At 71.6% G+C, this 15,287-nt stretch carries 17 protein-coding genes and 1 tRNA gene; 13 read left to right on the top strand and 5 right to left on the bottom strand.

Annotated features, from left to right (window positions below; genetic code table 11):
• Positions 1-49: 49 nt before the first annotated feature.
• Positions 50-523 (bottom strand): MFS transporter, encoded by a 474-nt coding sequence (locus IF00_RS0114815; protein WP_245234533.1) that lies wholly within the window; start codon positions 521-523, stop codon positions 50-52.
• 84 nt (positions 524-607) lie between these two features.
• Between IF00_RS0114815 and IF00_RS0114810 the strand changes: the two genes are divergently transcribed.
• A complete protein-coding gene (locus IF00_RS0114810) occupies positions 608-895 on the top strand; it encodes a metal-sensitive transcriptional regulator (protein WP_030318196.1) in 288 nt (95 codons plus the stop codon).
• A gap of 141 nt (positions 896-1,036) precedes the next feature.
• Here the strand turns inward: IF00_RS0114810 and wrbA are convergent, their stop codons facing one another.
• Positions 1,037-1,645 (bottom strand): NAD(P)H:quinone oxidoreductase, encoded by a 609-nt coding sequence (gene wrbA / locus IF00_RS0114805; RefSeq protein WP_030318194.1) that lies wholly within the window; start codon positions 1,643-1,645, stop codon positions 1,037-1,039.
• Positions 1,646-1,840: 195 nt separating this feature from the next.
• On the opposite strand from wrbA, the gene IF00_RS0114800 reads away from it, so the two are divergent.
• Positions 1,841-2,476 (top strand): TetR/AcrR family transcriptional regulator, encoded by a 636-nt coding sequence (locus IF00_RS0114800; protein WP_030318193.1) that lies wholly within the window; start codon positions 1,841-1,843, stop codon positions 2,474-2,476.
• A 55-nt stretch (positions 2,477-2,531) separates the two neighbouring features.
• Here the strand turns inward: IF00_RS0114800 and IF00_RS0114795 are convergent, their stop codons facing one another.
• Positions 2,532-3,311 (bottom strand): TetR/AcrR family transcriptional regulator C-terminal domain-containing protein, encoded by a 780-nt coding sequence (locus IF00_RS0114795; protein WP_030318191.1) that lies wholly within the window; start codon positions 3,309-3,311, stop codon positions 2,532-2,534.
• 122 nt (positions 3,312-3,433) lie between these two features.
• Between IF00_RS0114795 and IF00_RS0114790 the strand changes: the two genes are divergently transcribed.
• From IF00_RS0114790 to IF00_RS0114770, 5 genes are all read left to right on the top strand, one after another.
• The gene (locus IF00_RS0114790) at positions 3,434-5,704 is read left to right on the top strand and encodes an ATP-binding cassette domain-containing protein (RefSeq protein WP_030318189.1); all 2,271 of its coding nucleotides are present in this window, start codon (positions 3,434-3,436) and stop codon (positions 5,702-5,704) included.
• A gap of 412 nt (positions 5,705-6,116) precedes the next feature.
• Entirely contained in the window at positions 6,117-6,689 is a 573-nt protein-coding gene (locus IF00_RS0114785; protein ID WP_030318187.1) for an RBBP9/YdeN family alpha/beta hydrolase, read from the top strand.
• Between the two features lie 10 nt (positions 6,690-6,699).
• On the top strand, positions 6,700-7,659 hold the full coding sequence (pip, locus tag IF00_RS0114780; RefSeq protein WP_030318186.1) for a prolyl aminopeptidase: 960 nt from the start codon (positions 6,700-6,702) through the stop codon (positions 7,657-7,659).
• Positions 7,660-7,717: 58 nt separating this feature from the next.
• On the top strand, positions 7,718-8,371 hold the full coding sequence (locus IF00_RS0114775) for an HhH-GPD-type base excision DNA repair protein (RefSeq protein ID WP_051820263.1): 654 nt from the start codon (positions 7,718-7,720) through the stop codon (positions 8,369-8,371).
• Positions 8,372-8,486: 115 nt separating this feature from the next.
• On the top strand, positions 8,487-10,040 hold the full coding sequence (locus IF00_RS0114770) for a M28 family metallopeptidase (protein ID WP_030318183.1): 1,554 nt from the start codon (positions 8,487-8,489) through the stop codon (positions 10,038-10,040).
• Positions 10,041-10,054: 14 nt separating this feature from the next.
• Here IF00_RS0114770 and IF00_RS0114765 read toward each other — a convergent pair whose 3' ends face one another.
• On the bottom strand, positions 10,055-11,647 hold the full coding sequence (locus tag IF00_RS0114765; RefSeq protein WP_030318181.1) for a helicase HerA-like domain-containing protein: 1,593 nt from the start codon (positions 11,645-11,647) through the stop codon (positions 10,055-10,057).
• Between the two features lie 96 nt (positions 11,648-11,743).
• On the opposite strand from IF00_RS0114765, the gene IF00_RS0114760 reads away from it, so the two are divergent.
• Both IF00_RS0114760 and IF00_RS0114755 read left to right on the top strand, forming a co-directional pair.
• Complete coding sequence (locus IF00_RS0114760; protein ID WP_015034993.1) at positions 11,744-12,040, top strand: type II toxin-antitoxin system VapB family antitoxin; 297 nt, start codon at positions 11,744-11,746, stop codon at positions 12,038-12,040.
• Positions 12,041-12,156: 116 nt separating this feature from the next.
• Positions 12,157-12,786, top strand: coding sequence for a LytR C-terminal domain-containing protein (locus tag IF00_RS0114755; protein ID WP_037638244.1), 630 nt, complete (start codon positions 12,157-12,159; stop codon positions 12,784-12,786).
• A gap of 75 nt (positions 12,787-12,861) precedes the next feature.
• On the opposite strand, the gene upp is transcribed toward IF00_RS0114755, so the two are convergent.
• Positions 12,862-13,497 carry a uracil phosphoribosyltransferase gene (gene upp / locus IF00_RS0114750; RefSeq protein WP_015034991.1) on the bottom strand — a complete coding sequence of 212 codons (636 nt, stop codon included), beginning with the start codon at positions 13,495-13,497 and terminating at the stop codon, positions 12,862-12,864.
• A 94-nt stretch (positions 13,498-13,591) separates the two neighbouring features.
• Here upp and IF00_RS0114745 point away from each other — a divergent pair, with 94 nt between their 5' ends.
• From IF00_RS0114745 to IF00_RS0114730, 4 genes are all read left to right on the top strand, one after another.
• Entirely contained in the window at positions 13,592-13,801 is a 210-nt protein-coding gene (locus IF00_RS0114745; RefSeq protein WP_030318177.1) for a hypothetical protein, read from the top strand.
• Positions 13,802-14,096: 295 nt separating this feature from the next.
• On the top strand, positions 14,097-14,630 hold the full coding sequence (locus IF00_RS0114740) for a tRNA adenosine deaminase-associated protein (RefSeq protein ID WP_030318175.1): 534 nt from the start codon (positions 14,097-14,099) through the stop codon (positions 14,628-14,630).
• On the top strand, positions 14,630-15,121 hold the full coding sequence (tadA, locus tag IF00_RS0114735) for a tRNA adenosine(34) deaminase TadA (RefSeq protein ID WP_078944689.1): 492 nt from the start codon (positions 14,630-14,632) through the stop codon (positions 15,119-15,121). Before IF00_RS0114740 ends, tadA begins: the two co-directional genes overlap by 1 nt.
• Before the next feature lie 55 nt (positions 15,122-15,176).
• A tRNA-Ser gene (locus IF00_RS0114730) sits at positions 15,177-15,264 on the top strand.
• Positions 15,265-15,287 lie beyond the last annotated feature (23 nt).

Genomic DNA, 15,287 nt, shown 5'->3' with positions numbered 1-15,287 from the left:
GAAGCCGCGCCCTGAATTCGCGCCCGTTCCGGCCTCGGACGGCCCTGGGTCAGTGCATTCCGTGCGGTCCGCCCGTCATGTGCGGGCGGCCCCTCGGGACGAGGAGCGGGGACGCCAGTGCCGCGGCCGCCGCCGTGAGGGTGCAGAGGGTGTAGGCGGCGGTCAGGCCGGCCGGGGTGGGGGTCGGGGTGGTCAGGGCGAGGGTGGAGACGAGCGCGACGCCGATGGAGCCGCCCAGTTCGTGGAAGGTGTTCACGATGCCGGAGGCGAGGCCCGCCTCGTGTGGGGCGATCAGGCCCAGGGCCGTCGTCGTCGCCGTGACGAAGACCGCGCCGAGGCCGAGCGACGCCGTCGCGAGGGACGGGAGGAGCGTGGTCCACGGGCCGGACGCCGGGTCGAAGAAGACCAGTGGGAGGCAGCCGAGGGCCGCGACCGTCAGGCCTCCCGTCGCGCAGGCGCGCGGGCCTGCCGTGCTCAGCAGCCGGGCCCGGGCCCGGCGCCGCACCCTCGTCCACGCCCGCATCCTGACGCAGGTGTCATCCTTGGTCTTCGACGGAACCCCGCGCGGGGAGTAAATTACCCCCTGGGGTATCTAAGAGGAGTAGCTGTGGAACTGGATCTCGCTGGTGCGGAGCTGAAGTCGGTACTGAACCGGCTCCGCCGGGCCCAGGGCCAGATCTCCGGCGTGATCCGGATGATCGAGGAAGGCCGCGACTGCGAGGAGGTCGTGACCCAGCTGGCCGCCGCCTCCCGGGCCCTCGACCGGGCCGGGTTCGCGATCATCGCGACCGGCCTCCAGCAGTGTCTGACCGACGTCGAGGACGCCCGCCGCAACGGTGAGGACCGTGACGCGATGCGCGCCCGGCTGGAGAAGCTCTTCCTGTCGCTGGCGTGACCACGCCCTTCGACGCGCGGAGGGTGTGACCTCCGCCCTTCGGCACGAAGGACAAAGGACGTACCCCCGGGGGGGATCCCCCGGGGGGATCCCCCGGGGGTACGTCCTTTGTGCCGCCTGCGCGGCGGCCGGTCGGCGCGATCAGACGGTCGCGAGGCCCTTCAGACGCTTCGCGATCGTCGTCAGACGCCGGCCCTGGTAGCGGGCGGCCGCGAGGACCGGCTCCTCCGGGGCGCCGTTCGCCCCCGGGTGGGCGGTGCCGTACGGGTTGCCGCCGGCCGCGTACACCGCCGGGTCCGTGAATCCGGGCGAGACGATGACCGAGCCCCAGTGGTGGAAGGTGTTGTAGAGCGCGAGCAGCGTCGACTCGTTGCCGCCGTGCAGGTTGTGCGCGCTCGTGAAGGCGGTCGCGGGCTTGTCCGCCATGACGCCCTGCTGCCAGAGGCCGCCCGAGGTGTCGATGTACTGCTTCAGCTGCGCGGCCACGTTGCCGAACCGGGTCGGAGAACCGAGCGCGTACGCGTCCGCCCACTCCAGGTCGTCGAGGGTGGCGACCTCCACGTCACCGGTGGCGTCCACGTGGGCGCGCCAGGCCGGGTTCGAGTCGATGGCGGCGGCCGGGGCGAGCTCGGGCACCCGGCGCAGCCGCACCTCGGCGCCCGCCTTCTCGGCGCCCTCGGCAACGGCCTGGGCGAGCTGGTGCACGGCACCCGTGGCCGAGTAGTAGATGACGGCGACCTTCACGGACATGGCGATCTCCTCAAGCGGATCAGTTTCCGTTTCAATGCCGGGAGCCTAAACGGATTGCTATCCGTTTTGCAAGGGGAACAGGTATGCTCACAGCGAGGGCTACCGGAGCGGGGAGACGGGGCGCGAAAGATCGAAACAGCGCGACACAGCGCGCAACAGGGCGCACGGGCGGCGCACCAGAACAGGAGTCGGCAGATGAGCACCGAGATTCCGCAGGCCGGAGGCGCGGCGGCACCCCTGCTCGGCCTCCTCCCCACCGTCGGGACCCCCGCGCCCGAGCGCGCCGACGCCGCCCGCAACCGGCGCAAGATCCTCGACGCCGCCGCCCGGATCGTCAGCGAGGACGGCCCCGAGGCCGTCACCATGAACCAGGTCGCCCACGCCAGCGGCATAGGCGTCGGCACGGTCTACCGCCGCTTCGGCGACGTCTCCCAGCTCCTGTGGGCGCTCCTCGACGACCGGGAGCGCCAGTTCCAGGAGGCGTACATGAGCGGCCCGCCGCCGCTCGGGCCCGGCGCCCCGGCCGACGCACGGCTCGACGCCTTCCTCGACGCGCTCGTCGACCGGGTCGGCGAGCAGCGCGAGATCCTGCTCGCCGCGCACTCCGCCGCGCCCCGCGCCCGCTATCACAGCGGCGCGTACCGCGTGATGCACACGCATGTGGCCCTGCTCATCGGACGGCTGAGGCCGGGCTCCGACAGCACGCTCCTCGCACACCTGCTGCTCGCGCCGTTCTCGCCGGACGTCGTGCACCATCTGACGGTCGAACAGGAACTGTCGGCGGACCGCCTCAAGGCGGGTGTACGGGAGCTGCTCCGGCTCCGGGCCTGAGCTCCGGATCAGCGGGCCCCGGCCGCCGCCCCGTGGCAGCGGCCGGCCGGATCGGTCAGCTCCCGCCCAGTGCCGCGAGCCCGTCCAGCACCCTCTCCAGCCCGAAGCGGTACGCGTGTTCCGCGTCGTACAGGCCGTCGTAGGCGATCGCCGACGCCTCCCCCACCCGGCTCGCCAACGGGAACCGCGACTCGTCCAGCGCCCGCGCCAGCAAAGGCTCGTGGGCGTCCCACCACTCCCCGTCCGACATCGCGCTCTCCCGCGCCACGGCCCGCGCGTCCAGCTCCGCCCGGGCGCCGGACTGGACGAAGCCGAGAACGTAGGTCAGCGCCGAGTCCCGGGCCACGTCGTCGAGACCCAGGCCCTCGAAGGCGCCGAGCTCGTACTCGTACTTGGTCATCACACCGGGCCCCAACGGAGCGCGCACGATCCGGAGTTCGACCAGCCACGGATGACCCAGGTGCAGCGCCCGGTTCGCGTCCGCGACCGCCGTGACACGGGACCGCCAGGACTCCTCCGGGCGGAACGGCGGCCGGTGCATGCGCAGGAAGACGGCGTCCAGCATGAGGTCGAGGAGCTCGGCCTTGCCGGGGACGTACGTGTAGAGCGTCATCGGGGTCACACCGAGGTGCTGGGCCACCGCCCGCATGGTCAGCGCGTCGAGCCCGCCGGCGTCCGCGAGGGCGAGGGCCGCGTCGACGACCGCGTCGACGGTGAGGCCCTGCCTGGGGCCGCGGCGCCCCGCCGGGGCGGCCGAGCCGTCGCGCCACAGGAGCTCCAGGGTGCGCGCCGGGTCGCCCGCACCGCTGCTGCTCTTCCCCTTCGCTCCCGACATACCGCTTCCGCCCTTCCTTGTCTTCTGCGCATTGTCGCAGGTCAGAGTCATTTTCGCTTACTTTGTACGTTGTATAGAGTACGCTTCCCCAGCACACAGGACGACCACCGGAGGGCGCACGCATGAACCACCCCGTCGCAGCGGACAGCCACCACGTCATCCAGGTCCGCGGGGCCAGGGAGAACAACCTCAGGAACGTCGACGTCGACCTCCCCAAGCGCCGCCTCACCGTCTTCACCGGAGTCTCCGGCTCCGGGAAGTCCTCGCTCGTCTTCGGCACCATCGCCGCCGAGTCGCAGCGCCTGATCAACGAGACCTACAGCGCCTTCCTGCAGTCCTTCATGCCGTCGCTCGCCCGCCCCGACGTCGACGGACTGCACAACCTGAGCGCCGCGATCGTCGTCGACCAGGAGCGGATGGGCGCCAACTCCCGCTCCACCGTGGGCACCGCCACCGACGCGTACACGATGCTGCGGATCGTCTTCAGCCGCCTCGGCACCCCGCACGTCGGCACCTCCGGCGCCTTCAGCTTCAACCTGCCCGAGGGTATGTGCCCGCGCTGCGAGGGCACCGGACAGATCTCCGACATCGACGTCGACGAGCTCGTCGACCGCACCAAGTCCCTCAACGAGGGCGCCATCACCGTGCCCGGCTACGCCGTCGACTCCTGGATGTGGCAGATCATGGCCCACTCCGGTTTCTACGACCCCGACAAGAAGCTCGCCGACTTCACCGAGCAGGAGTGGGAGGACTTCCTCCACAAGCCGTCCTGCAAGGTGAAGGTCGGCACCAACAACTTCACCTACGAGGGCCTCGTGGTGAAGCTCCAGCGGACCGTCCTCTCCAAGGACCGGGAGGCCATGCAGGCCCACATCCGCGCCTTCGTCGACCGGGCCGTCGGCTTCCGGACCTGCCCCGAGTGCGAGGGCGCCCGGCTCACCCGGGCCGCGCTGTCCTCCCGTATCGACGGGGTCAACATCGCCGAGTGCTCGGCGATGCAGATCAGCGACCTCGCCGCGTTCGTCCGCCGCATCGAGGACCCGTCCGTCGCCCCGCTCCTCGCCGGCCTGCGCGAGCTCCTCGACTCGCTCGTCGAGATCGGCCTCGGCTACCTCTCCCTCGACCGCTCCTCCGGCACGCTCTCCGGCGGCGAGGCGCAGCGCGTGAAGATGGTCCGCCACCTCGGCTCCCCGCTCACCGACGTCACGTACGTCTTCGACGAGCCGACCACCGGACTGCACCCGCACGACGTACGCCGCATGAACGACCTGCTCCTGCGGCTCCGCGACAAGGGCAACACCGTCCTCGTCGTCGAGCACAAGCCCGAGGTCATCGAGATCGCCGACCACGTCGTCGACCTCGGCCCGCGGGCCGGCACCGCGGGCGGCGAGATCTGCTACAGCGGGAACGTTCCCGGACTGCGCACCTCCGGCACCCTCACCGGGAACCACCTCGCGCACCGGGCGAAGCTCCGTGCGGAGGTACGGGTCCCCTCCGGCGCGCTGAGCATCACCGGCGCCACGCAGCACAACCTCAAGGACGTGAGCGTCGAGATCCCCGCCGGGGTCCTGACCGTCGTCACGGGCGTCGCGGGCTCCGGCAAGTCCTCCCTCATCCACGGCAACCTGCCGGGCCGCGAGGGCGTCGTCGTCGCCGACCAGTCCCCCATCCGGGGCTCACGCCGCTCGAACCCGGCGACCTACACCGGGCTCCTCGGCCCGATCCGTACGGCCTTCGCCAAGGCCAACGGCGTCAAGCCGGCCCTCTTCAGCGCCAACTCCGAGGGCGCCTGCCCGCGCTGCAACGGCCTCGGACTCGTCTACACCGACCTCGCCATCGCGGCGGGCGTCGCATCGGTCTGCGAGGAGTGCGAGGGGAAGAGGTTCACGCCCGAGGTCCTCACGTACCGGCTGGACGGGAAGAACATCCACGAGGTCCTGTCGCTCTCGATCGAGGAGGCGTACGACTTCTTCACCGCCAAGAGCCAGGCCCGCACGATCCTCGGCCGCCTCAAGGACGTCGGCCTCGGGTACCTGCGGCTCGGGCAGCCGCTCAACACGCTCTCGGGCGGTGAGCGGCAGCGTCTGAAGCTGGCGATCCACATGGCGGAGAAGGGCGCGGTCTACGTCCTCGACGAGCCCACCACCGGGCTCCACCTGGCCGACGTCGACAAACTGCTCGCTCTTCTCGACCGGCTCGTCGAGGCCGGCAACACGGTCGTCGTCATCGAACACCACCAGGCGGTGATGGCCCACGCCGACTGGCTGATCGACCTGGGGCCGGGGGCGGGGCACGACGGGGGGCGGATCGTCTTCGAGGGGACGCCGGCGGAACTGGTGGAGAAGGGCGACACGCTGACGGCGCGACACCTCCGGGAGTACGTAGGCGGCTGACCCCACCCACCCGGGCTACGCCCGCCGCCACCTGCCGTATGGGCGGTGTGTCGTCCGCGCGGGCTGCCGCCGCCGCGCACGCGCCACCCCGGCCCATGCGGGCTGCGCCCGCCACCCTCGGTGCCTTCGTGGGGACGGTGCCCACCACCCACAGCCGTGCGGGCCATCGCCCCACGGGGCGGCGCCCACCCGCATGGGCCCCACCCGCCGTGTGGGGGCGGTGCCCACCCGCACGGCTGCGTCCGCCTCCCACCCACCGCCAGACTCCGTCCAGGGGCCCAGCCCCAGCGGAACAGATGCCCACGACGCGGGTGGCAGGGCGCGGCCCGCGGCAGGGCGGTGGGGGGGGTGGGGGCGTCCGCGTTGTGGAATCCGGTGGACCCCGGGGCGCGGCGGCGCGCAGCATTCCGCCATGACCAGGCCATCCAAGACCTTCCTCATCCTGCACGGTTTCCAGAACCGGCGGCCCCCCGAGCACTGGCAGCACCGGCTCGCCGAGCAGTTGCGGGCGCGCGGGCACGGCGTGCGCTATCCGCAGTTGCCCGACCCCGAGGCCCCCGTGCTCGGCGACTGGCTCGCCGCGCTGGACGAGCACGGTGCGCGGCCCGCGCAGGGCGAGTTCGTCGTCCTCGCGCACAGCCTGTCCGTGCTGCTGTGGCTGCGGGCGGGCGGCCGCCGGCCGGTCGCCGACCGGGTACTGCTCGTCGCCCCGCCCTCGCCGCCCGTCACCGCCTCGATCCCCGAGATCGCCGCGTTCGCCGACGGGCTCGACCTGACGGAGGCGGGGCTCGACGCGCGTCTCGTGTACGGCGACGGCGACCCCTACTGCCCCGAGGGCGCCGACCTGCACTACGGCCTTCCGCTCGGCCTCGACATGGACCACGTGCCGGGCGGCGAGCACCTCAATCCCGACTCCGGGTACGGGGATTGGCCGTCGCTCCTGGAGTGGTGCGAGGATCCGGCGGTGCGGCTCAGGGGTCACTAGGCTCGGTCGGATGTACTCCGACAGCACCGCACCGTACGACCAGGGCCTGCTCGACGTGGGGGACGGCAACCACGTCCACTGGGAGGTCTCCGGGAACCCGGAGGGCCGCCCGGCGCTCGTCGTCCACGGCGGGCCCGGTTCCGGGTCCTCGCCGCACAACCGCCGCTTCTTCGACCCGGCGGCGTACCGCCTGGTCCTCTTCGACCAGCGCGGCTGCGGCCGGTCCACCCCGCACGCGAGCGACCCGGCCGCCGACATGGCCGTGAACACCACCGCGCATCTGGTCGCCGACATGGAGCGGCTGCGTGAGCATCTGGGGATCGACCGCTGGCTGCTGTACGGCGGCTCCTGGGGTTCCACGCTGATCCTGGCGTACGCGGAGGCGTACCCGGAGCGGGTGACGGAGATCGTGATCGCGGCCGTGACGACCACCCGCCGTTCCGAGACGGCCTGGCTGTACGAGGGGGTGGGGCGGTTCTTCCCGGAGGCCCACGAGCGCTTCCGGGCGGGGGCCGAGGGGGCCGCGGACCTCGTCGGCGCCTATGCCGCCCTCATGGACCACCCCGACCGGGCCGTACGGGAGAGGGCCGCCGCCGACTGGTGCGCCTGGGAGGACGCGGTCCTGTCGATGGAGGGCCAGGGCACCCCGTACACCGACCGGGTGGACGACACCCGGCTCGGCTTCGTCCGGATCTGCTCGCACTACTTCGCGCACGGCGCCTGGCTGGAGGAGGGCGCCCTGATCCGTGACGCCCACCGGCTCGCGGGCATCCCCGGCGTCCTGATCCACGGCCGGCTCGACATGGGCGGGCCGCTCGGCACCGCCTGGGAGCTCTCCCGGGCCTGGCCGGACGCCGAGCTGCACGTCGTCGAGACCGCCGGCCACCTGGGCGGGAAGGAGACCGGGGAGCTGATCCTCGCCGCGCTCGACCGCTTCGCGACGGGGGCCCCCGCCCGGGGGAGGCCCTGAGCCCGGGGGAGGGTGAGTCCACCGGGCGATCACCACGGCCGGGCGGGATGATCGGAACATGAGTCCCGTGTCCAAGAGCCCTGCCGTCCCCACGCACCCGAAGAACCCGGAGATCCATCTGGCCCAGCAGGCGGAGGCCGACGCGCTGCTCGGCCGGTCGCCGCTGGCCGCGCTCGTCGGCATGCTGCTCGACCAGCAGGTGCCCATGGAGTGGGCCTTCTCCGGGCCGTACACCATCGCCCAGCGGCTCGGCGCGGACGATCTCGACGCGCACGAGATCGCCGCCCGGGACCCGGAGGAGTTCGCCGCGCTGCTGTCCGAGAAGCCCGCCGTGCACCGCTACCCCGGGTCGATGGCCCAGCGCGTACAGCAACTGTGCGCGTTCCTCGTCGAGGAGTACGGGGGCGATGCCGAGGCCGTCTGGGCGGACGCCGCGACCGGTAGGGAGCTGCTCGGGCGTCTCCAGGCGCTGCCCGGCTTCGGCAAGCAGAAGGCGCAGATCTTCCTGGCGCTGCTCGGCAAGCAGTACGGGGTGCGGCCGACGGGCTGGCGGGAGGCGGCGGGGCCGTACGGCGAGCAGGGCTCGTACCGCTCGGCCGCCGACATCACGGGCCCGGATTCGCTGGTGAAGGTACGGGCGCACAAGCAGGAGATGAAGGCGGCGGCGAAAGCGGCGAAAGCCGCCAAGGAGTCCAAATCCGATGGGAATTGAAAATTCCAGATTTCAATCCTGCTCTATGTGACAGGAATTGTGGAGAAGGTGTTCACAGGACGCCCTGCAGATCGCTAACTTCCCCTCAACCTCGTCCGTAACGGGAAGGACTTCTGTGAACGCTACCCAGCGCCGGGCCGCGGCCGTTCTGGCCGCCGCCGCCCTCGCCACCCCGCTGGTCCTCGCCTCCCCCGCCACCGCGGTGAAGGACCCCGCGGCCGCACCCGCCCGCGATGCCGCCAGGCTGGCGAAGAAGCTGGTCCGCGAAACCACTGGCCAGGACGCCTACAAGCACCTGCAGAAGTTCCAGGCGATAGCCGACTCGGCCGGCGGTCACCGCGCGGCCGGCACGCTCGGGCACGACGCCTCGGCCGCGTACGTGTACCAGCAGCTCAAGAAGGCCGGCTACGACGTCTCGTACGAGCAGTTCGACTTCATCTACACCCAGACGCTCGCCGAGAAGGTCTCCGTGGAGGCGCCCGCGCCGCGCGCCCTGGAGATCCACGCCATGACGTACACCAAGTCCACCCCGGTCGGCGGCATCAAGGCCGACCTGGCCGCCGTGCCCGTCGACGCCGACGGCACCACCGGCTGCCAGCCGGGCGACTACGCCGCCGGCGCCTTCACCGGCAAGGTCGCGCTCATCAAGCGCGGCGGTTGCTCCTTCGCGATCAAGCAGGAGCAGGCCGCGGCGGCCGGCGCCGCCGGCGCGATCATCTACAACAACATCGAGGGCATCCTCTCCGGCACCCTCGGCGAGCCGGCCGCGGGCAAGATCCCGACCGGTGGCATCAGCCTCGCCGAGGGCGAGAAGCTCGCCGGCGACCTCGCCAAGGGCGCCGTCAAGCTCTCCTTCGAGATCCGCCAGCTCCAGGAGAAGCGCGTCACCAACAACGTCATCGCGGAGACCAAGGGCGGCAACGCCGCCAACACCGTGATGCTCGGCTCGCACCTCGACTCCGTCACCGCGGGCCCCGGCATCAACGACAACGGCTCCGGCTCCGCCGGTCTCCTCCAGACCGCCCTGGAGCTCGCCAAGTCGAAGGACAAGGTCCGCAACAAGGTCCGCTTCGCCTGGTGGTCCGCGGAGGAGAACGGCCTCCTCGGCTCCGACCACTACGTCAAGAACCTGACCGCGCTCGACAAGAGCGAGATCAAGCTCTACCTCAACTTCGACATGATCGCCTCGCCGAACTACGGCCTGTTCGTCTACGACGGCGACAACTCGGACAACGTGGGCGAGGGCGCCGGCCCCGCGGGCTCCGCCCAGCTCGAGCGCGACATCACCGACTTCATGGGCTCGCGCGGCCTTCCGCACGAGGGCACCGACTTCTCCGGCCGCTCCGACTACGGCCCGTTCATCAAGGTCGGCATCCCCTCCGGCGGCACCTTCACCGGCGCCGAGGGCATCAAGACCGCCGCCCAGGCCGCCAAGTTCGGCGGCACGGCGGGTGTCGCGTACGACGTGAACTACCACGCCAAGGGCGACGACCTGAAGAACGTCAACATGAAGGCCTTCGACGCCAACATCAAGGTCATCGCCAACGCCGTGGGCACCTACGCCCACGACATCTCCTCGCTGCGCAAGCCGGTCGTCTCCACCCCGACCACGGGCGGCGAGAGCAGCGGCGGCGGCCTGCACAGCGACCACCACGAGGTCACCGAGTAGTCCGGTAGGTCCCGCTACCTCTTGCGGCGGGCGGTGCCGAAGATCGAGCGGCTGATCTCCCGGCCCAGCTGGGTGCCGATCGAGCGCGCCAGGGACTTGAACACCCCACTGCCCACCACCTGTTCGGCGAGGGAGGGCTCCGGCTTCGGAGCCCTCCCTCCGCCCTGCCTCCCCGCCTTGCCCTCCTTCTCCGCCTCCTTGGCGGCCGCCGCGTCGAGTGCCGCGGCCTCCGCCGCCTGCTGCTCGGCCGTCAGACGCTCGTACGCCGACTCGCGGTCCACCGCCTCCGCGTACCGCCCGTAGAGCGGCGAGCCCTTCACCGCCGCGTCCAGGGCCGCCGCGTCGACCGGGCCCATCAGCGACTCCGGCGCCCGCAGCCTGGTCGCCGCGACCGGGGTCGGGGCGCCCTTCTCGCTCAGTACGGTGATCACCGCCTCGCCCGTGCCGAGGCCCGTGAGGACCTCCTCCAGGTCGTACGGCGACTTGGGGAACGTCCGTACCGTCGCCTTCAGGGCCTTCGCGTCGTCCGGGGTGAAGGCGCGCAGCGCGTGCTGCACCCGGTTGCCGAGCTGCGCGAGCACGTCCGAGGGCACGTCCTTCGGCGTCTGCGTCACGAAGAACACGCCGATCCCCTTCGAGCGGATCAGCCGCACGGTCTGGGTGATCGACGCCAGGAACGCCTTCGACGCACCGCTGAACAGCAGATGCGCCTCGTCGAAGAAGAAGACCAGCTTCGGCTTCTCCGGATCGCCGACCTCCGGCAGGTCGTTGAAGAGATCCGCCAGCATCCACATCAGGAAGGTCGAGAAGAGCTGCGGCTTGTCCTGCACGGCAGGCAGCTCCAGGACCGAGACGATCCCGCGCCCGTCCGCAGCCGTCCGCAGGAACGCAGCCGTGTCGAACTCCGGCTCCCCGAAGAAGCCGCCCGCGCCCTGCTGCTCGAAGGCCGTGATCGACCGCAGGATCACCCCGGCCGTCACCGTGGACAGCCCGCCGATCCCCTTGAGCTCGGCCTTCCCGGTGTCCGAGACCAGGAACGCCACCACCGCCCGGAGATCCTTGAGGTCCACCAGCTCCAGGCCCTTGGCGTCGGCGTAGTGGAAGATCAGGCCCAGCGACTGCTCCTGCGTCTGGTTGAGCTGGAGCACCTTCGACAGCAGTACGGGGCCGAAACCTGTCACCGTGGCGCGCACGGGGATGCCGGGACCGGTCCCGCCGAGCCCGTAGAACTCGCAGGGGAAGCCCGTCGCCCGCCACTCCTGGCCGACCTGGGCGGCCCGCTCCCGGACCTTCTCGCCGTCCTCGCCGGGGGCGGAGACGCCGGAGACGTCGCCCTTGATGTCGGCGAGGAAGACCGGCACGCCGTTCGCCGAGAGCTGCTCGGCGATCAGCTGGAGCGTCTTCGTCTTGCCGGTGCCGGTCGCGCCGGCGACCAGTCCGTGCCGGTTGAGCACGGGCAGCGGGATGCGGATCGGCGCGTCCGGGTGACATGCGCCGTCCCAGAGCAGTGCCCCCAGATCGAGTGCCGCGCCCTCGAAGGCGTACCCGGCGGCGATCTCGGCGGCAGGGCCGCCCAGCGCGGCCGGTGGCTGCTCGCTCGCGCTCATCACGGCACCCCGATTCCGGTTTGTCACGGTTCGCACCAGCATCCCACTGCCCGTGCATGGCTGCGCCGGGAGCCGCTCGCCCGGTAGGCTTTCCGTGTGATCTTCAAGCGCATCGGAAACGGAAAGCCGTATCCCGACCACGGCCGGGAAAGCACCCGGCAGTGGGCGGACGTCGCCCCGCGCCCGGTCCGTCTCGATCAGCTGGTCACCACCAAGGGCCAGCTGGACCTGGAGACGCTGCTCGCCGAGGACTCCACGTTCTACGGCGACCTCTTCGCGCACGTCGTGAAGTGGCAGGGCGATCTCTACCTCGAGGACGGACTGCACCGCGCCGTCCGCGCGGCGCTCCAGCAGCGCCAGGTGCTGCACGCCCGCGTCCTGGAAATGGACTGAGACGGCGCCGACCGGCCCGTACTCGCTGACCCTTTCGGGGTCAGTTCGCCCCCATCCGGACGCGATCACATGATCATCAAGTAGGCATCGCCGACGGGCGGCATTACGCTGCGTTCATGAGCATGCTCACTCCCCCCGGAATGGGCGGAAAGTACCGCATCACGGGGGACGTCTACCCGCGCATGCGCCGCCCCCACCGCCGGCGCAGGATCATCCTCGCGTCCGCCGCCGCCGTCGTCGTGCTCGGCGCGGCCGGCTGGGGCACGCTCCAGCTCGTCGACGTCTTCTCCGGCGACGAGGGCACCAGGGCGACGGCCGGAAAACAGGCGGACTGCAAGCCCGCCCCCGGGGCGACGACCGCACCCGCGGCCGCCCTCCCCAAGCCCGCCCAGATCACGGTCAACGTCTACAACGCGACCCCGCGCAGCGGGCTCGCCAAGACGACCGCGGACGAGCTCAAGAAGCGCGGCTTCAAGATCGGCAAGGTGGGCAACGCGCCCGCCGCCTACGACAAGAAGGTCCCCGGCTCCGGCCTGCTCCTCGGCGCCACGACCGCCGCCAAGGGCGTCTTCCCCGTCCTCGGCACCCAGCTCGCGGGCGCCACGACGAAGACGGACACCCGGGGCACGGCGGACGTGGACCTGATCATCGGGACAGCCTTCAAGAACCTGGCCCCGAAAAAGACGGCGGACGCGGCCCTGGTCGCCCTGACCAAGCCCGCGCCCGTACCGACCGGAAAGTGCTGACGCACCGCCGAGGAGCCGGAGGCTGCTCGGCGGAGCCGACAGCCTGCTGCTCACCGGGGCGGAAGCCCCTGCTCGCTATTCGGCGGAGCCGTACATGCGGTCGCCCGCGTCGCCCAGGCCCGGAACGATGTAGCCGTTCTCGTTGAGACGTTCGTCGACCGAGGCCGTCACGACGGTGACGGGGGTGCCCGCCAGCTCGCGCTCCATGACCTCGACGCCCTCCGGGGCGGCGAGGAGCACGACGGCGGTCACGTCGTCGGCGCCGCGCTTGATGAGCTCCTGGATGGCCGCGACGAGCGTGCCGCCGGTCGCCAGCATCGGGTCCAGGACGTACACCTGGCGGCCCGAGAGGTCCTCCGGCATCCGCGTGGCGTAGGTCGACGCCTCCAGCGTCTCCTCGTTGCGGATCATGCCGAGGAAGCCGACCTCGGCGGTCGGGAGCAGCCGGACCATGCCGTCGAGCATGCCGAGACCGGCGCGCAGGATCGGGACCACCAGCGGACGCGGGTACGACAGCTTCACGCCGGTCGTGGGCGTGACGGGGGTCTCGATGTCGACCTGCTCGGTCCGGACGTCCCTGGTGGCCTCGTAGGCGAGCAGGGTGACCAGCTCGTCGGCGAGCCGACGGAAGGTCGCGGAATCCGTGCGCTTGTCGCGCAGCGTGGTGAGCTTGTGGGCGACCAGCGGGTGATCGACGACGTGGAGACGCATGACTCAACAGTAGCCCGCCGCGCACTGGCGTCGACCCACGCCACTGGGGGAAGGTGGGTGGCACGGGGACCCAGCGATGGGGTTGGAGTGGCCGATGCCGCACCTGGAAGAACCGGCCGACGGCGCCGCCGAGGGGGCGGCCCGGACACCGGCACCGGAGACGGACGCGGAGCGCCGCAGGCGCCGCGCCCAGTTCCTCCGTGAACTCGGCGAGGCGAAAGCGCTGCGCGAACGCGTCCAGCCGCGACGCGCGCGGGCGGCCCGGATGCGCCAGGCCATGCGCATGCGCACCTTCCGCTGGTGAGGAGCCCGCCGGGAGTCCGCCGGAAGCCCGCCCAGGGGCACGCGACGCCTGCCCGGCCCCCGCCCGGGCCACCGACCGCTCCGTCCCCGGCCGCGCCCCGTCCCGCCCCCCTGTGCGCCCCCTGTGTGCGCCGGGGTCGCACGCCCGCCCGATCGCGGGGTCGTTCAGACTGATGCACGACGCAAGAGCCGAAGACCTCTCCTGTGGGCGCCGTATCTGTCACGATGCCGATTGGGCGGGGCATCAGGAGCGCGCCGCCGGATCGTCACACCTCTGATCAGTGGGAGAGAGTCAGGTGTACTTCGCCGCACTGCTCGCGCGCACCGAAGACGGGTGGGAAGCGAGCGACACGGAGCTCGACGACGTGGAGACCCTGTCGGATCTGACCGAGCTCGCCCGCGAGGCCTCGGACGACGACACGGTGATCGTCTTCATCGAGCAGGAGGACGCGTGGTTCGGGATCGTACGGATCGAGGGTGAGGAAGACCCTCGCATCTACGTCTCGGACGGCGCCGCCGCCGCCCGTTCCTCGTACGGGGAGATCCTCACCCGGGAGATCCTCGGCGACGACCTGGACGACATCGTCGACGAGCTCGAATCGCTGGACCTGGACGGTACGGAGGACGGGGAGCCGCTCGACGGCGACGCGGACGACGACGAGGAGACGAGCGTCGCGGCCGAGGCCGTGCCGGCCGCTCCGGTCGGCGACCGGCTGATCCTGGCCGACCTCGGCATGTCCCCGGCGGATCTGCTGGCGCTCGAAAGCGACGCGCTCGCGGAGATCGCGGACGCGCTGGGTGCCGCCGAGGTCCTGGAGGCCGTCCGCTAGTGGCACGCGCTGTACCTGCCGTACCTGTGCACGACCCCGTTCGGGACCCTTGGCGGGACGCCATGCGCGTCGCCCTCGCCGAGGCCGACGCGGCCGTGCCGGCCGGTGACGTACCGGTCGGCGCGGTCGTGCTCGGTCCCGGCGGCGCCGTGCTCGCCCGCGGGCACAACGAGCGGGAGGCGACCGGGGACCCCACCGCGCACGCCGAGGTGATCGCCCTGCGCCGGGCGGCCGCGGCGACCGGGGAATGGCGGCTCACGGGCTGCACGCTGGTCGTGACCCTGGAGCCGTGCGTGATGTGCGCGGGGGCACTCGTCCAGTCGCGGGTCGATCGGGTGGTGTTCGGCGCGCCGGACGAGAAGGCTGGCGCGGCGGGTTCGCTCTGGGACCTCGTACGGGACCGTCGGCTCAACCACCGGCCCGAGGTGATCCAGGGCGTGCTCGGCGAGGAGTGCGCGGAGCAGCTCACGGCCTTCTTCCGCACCCGCTGACCTGCCACGGGATACGGATTTCATCGCAGCGCGAGTTTCGGCTAAGCTCTCTCTCGGTAGCGTGTCCGAGCGGCCGAAGGAGCTCGCCTCGAAAGCGAGTGTGGCGCAAGTCACCGAGGGTTCAAATCCCTCCGCTACCGCCAGCAGGAACCCCTCCGATCCGTGG

Source organism: Streptomyces flavochromogenes (genome assembly GCF_000717595.1).
GTDB classification, from domain to species: domain Bacteria; phylum Actinomycetota; class Actinomycetes; order Streptomycetales; family Streptomycetaceae; genus Streptomyces; species Streptomyces flavochromogenes.
Note: the sequence above shows the minus strand (reverse complement) of the source record. Positions and strands in the feature narration are given on the sequence as shown.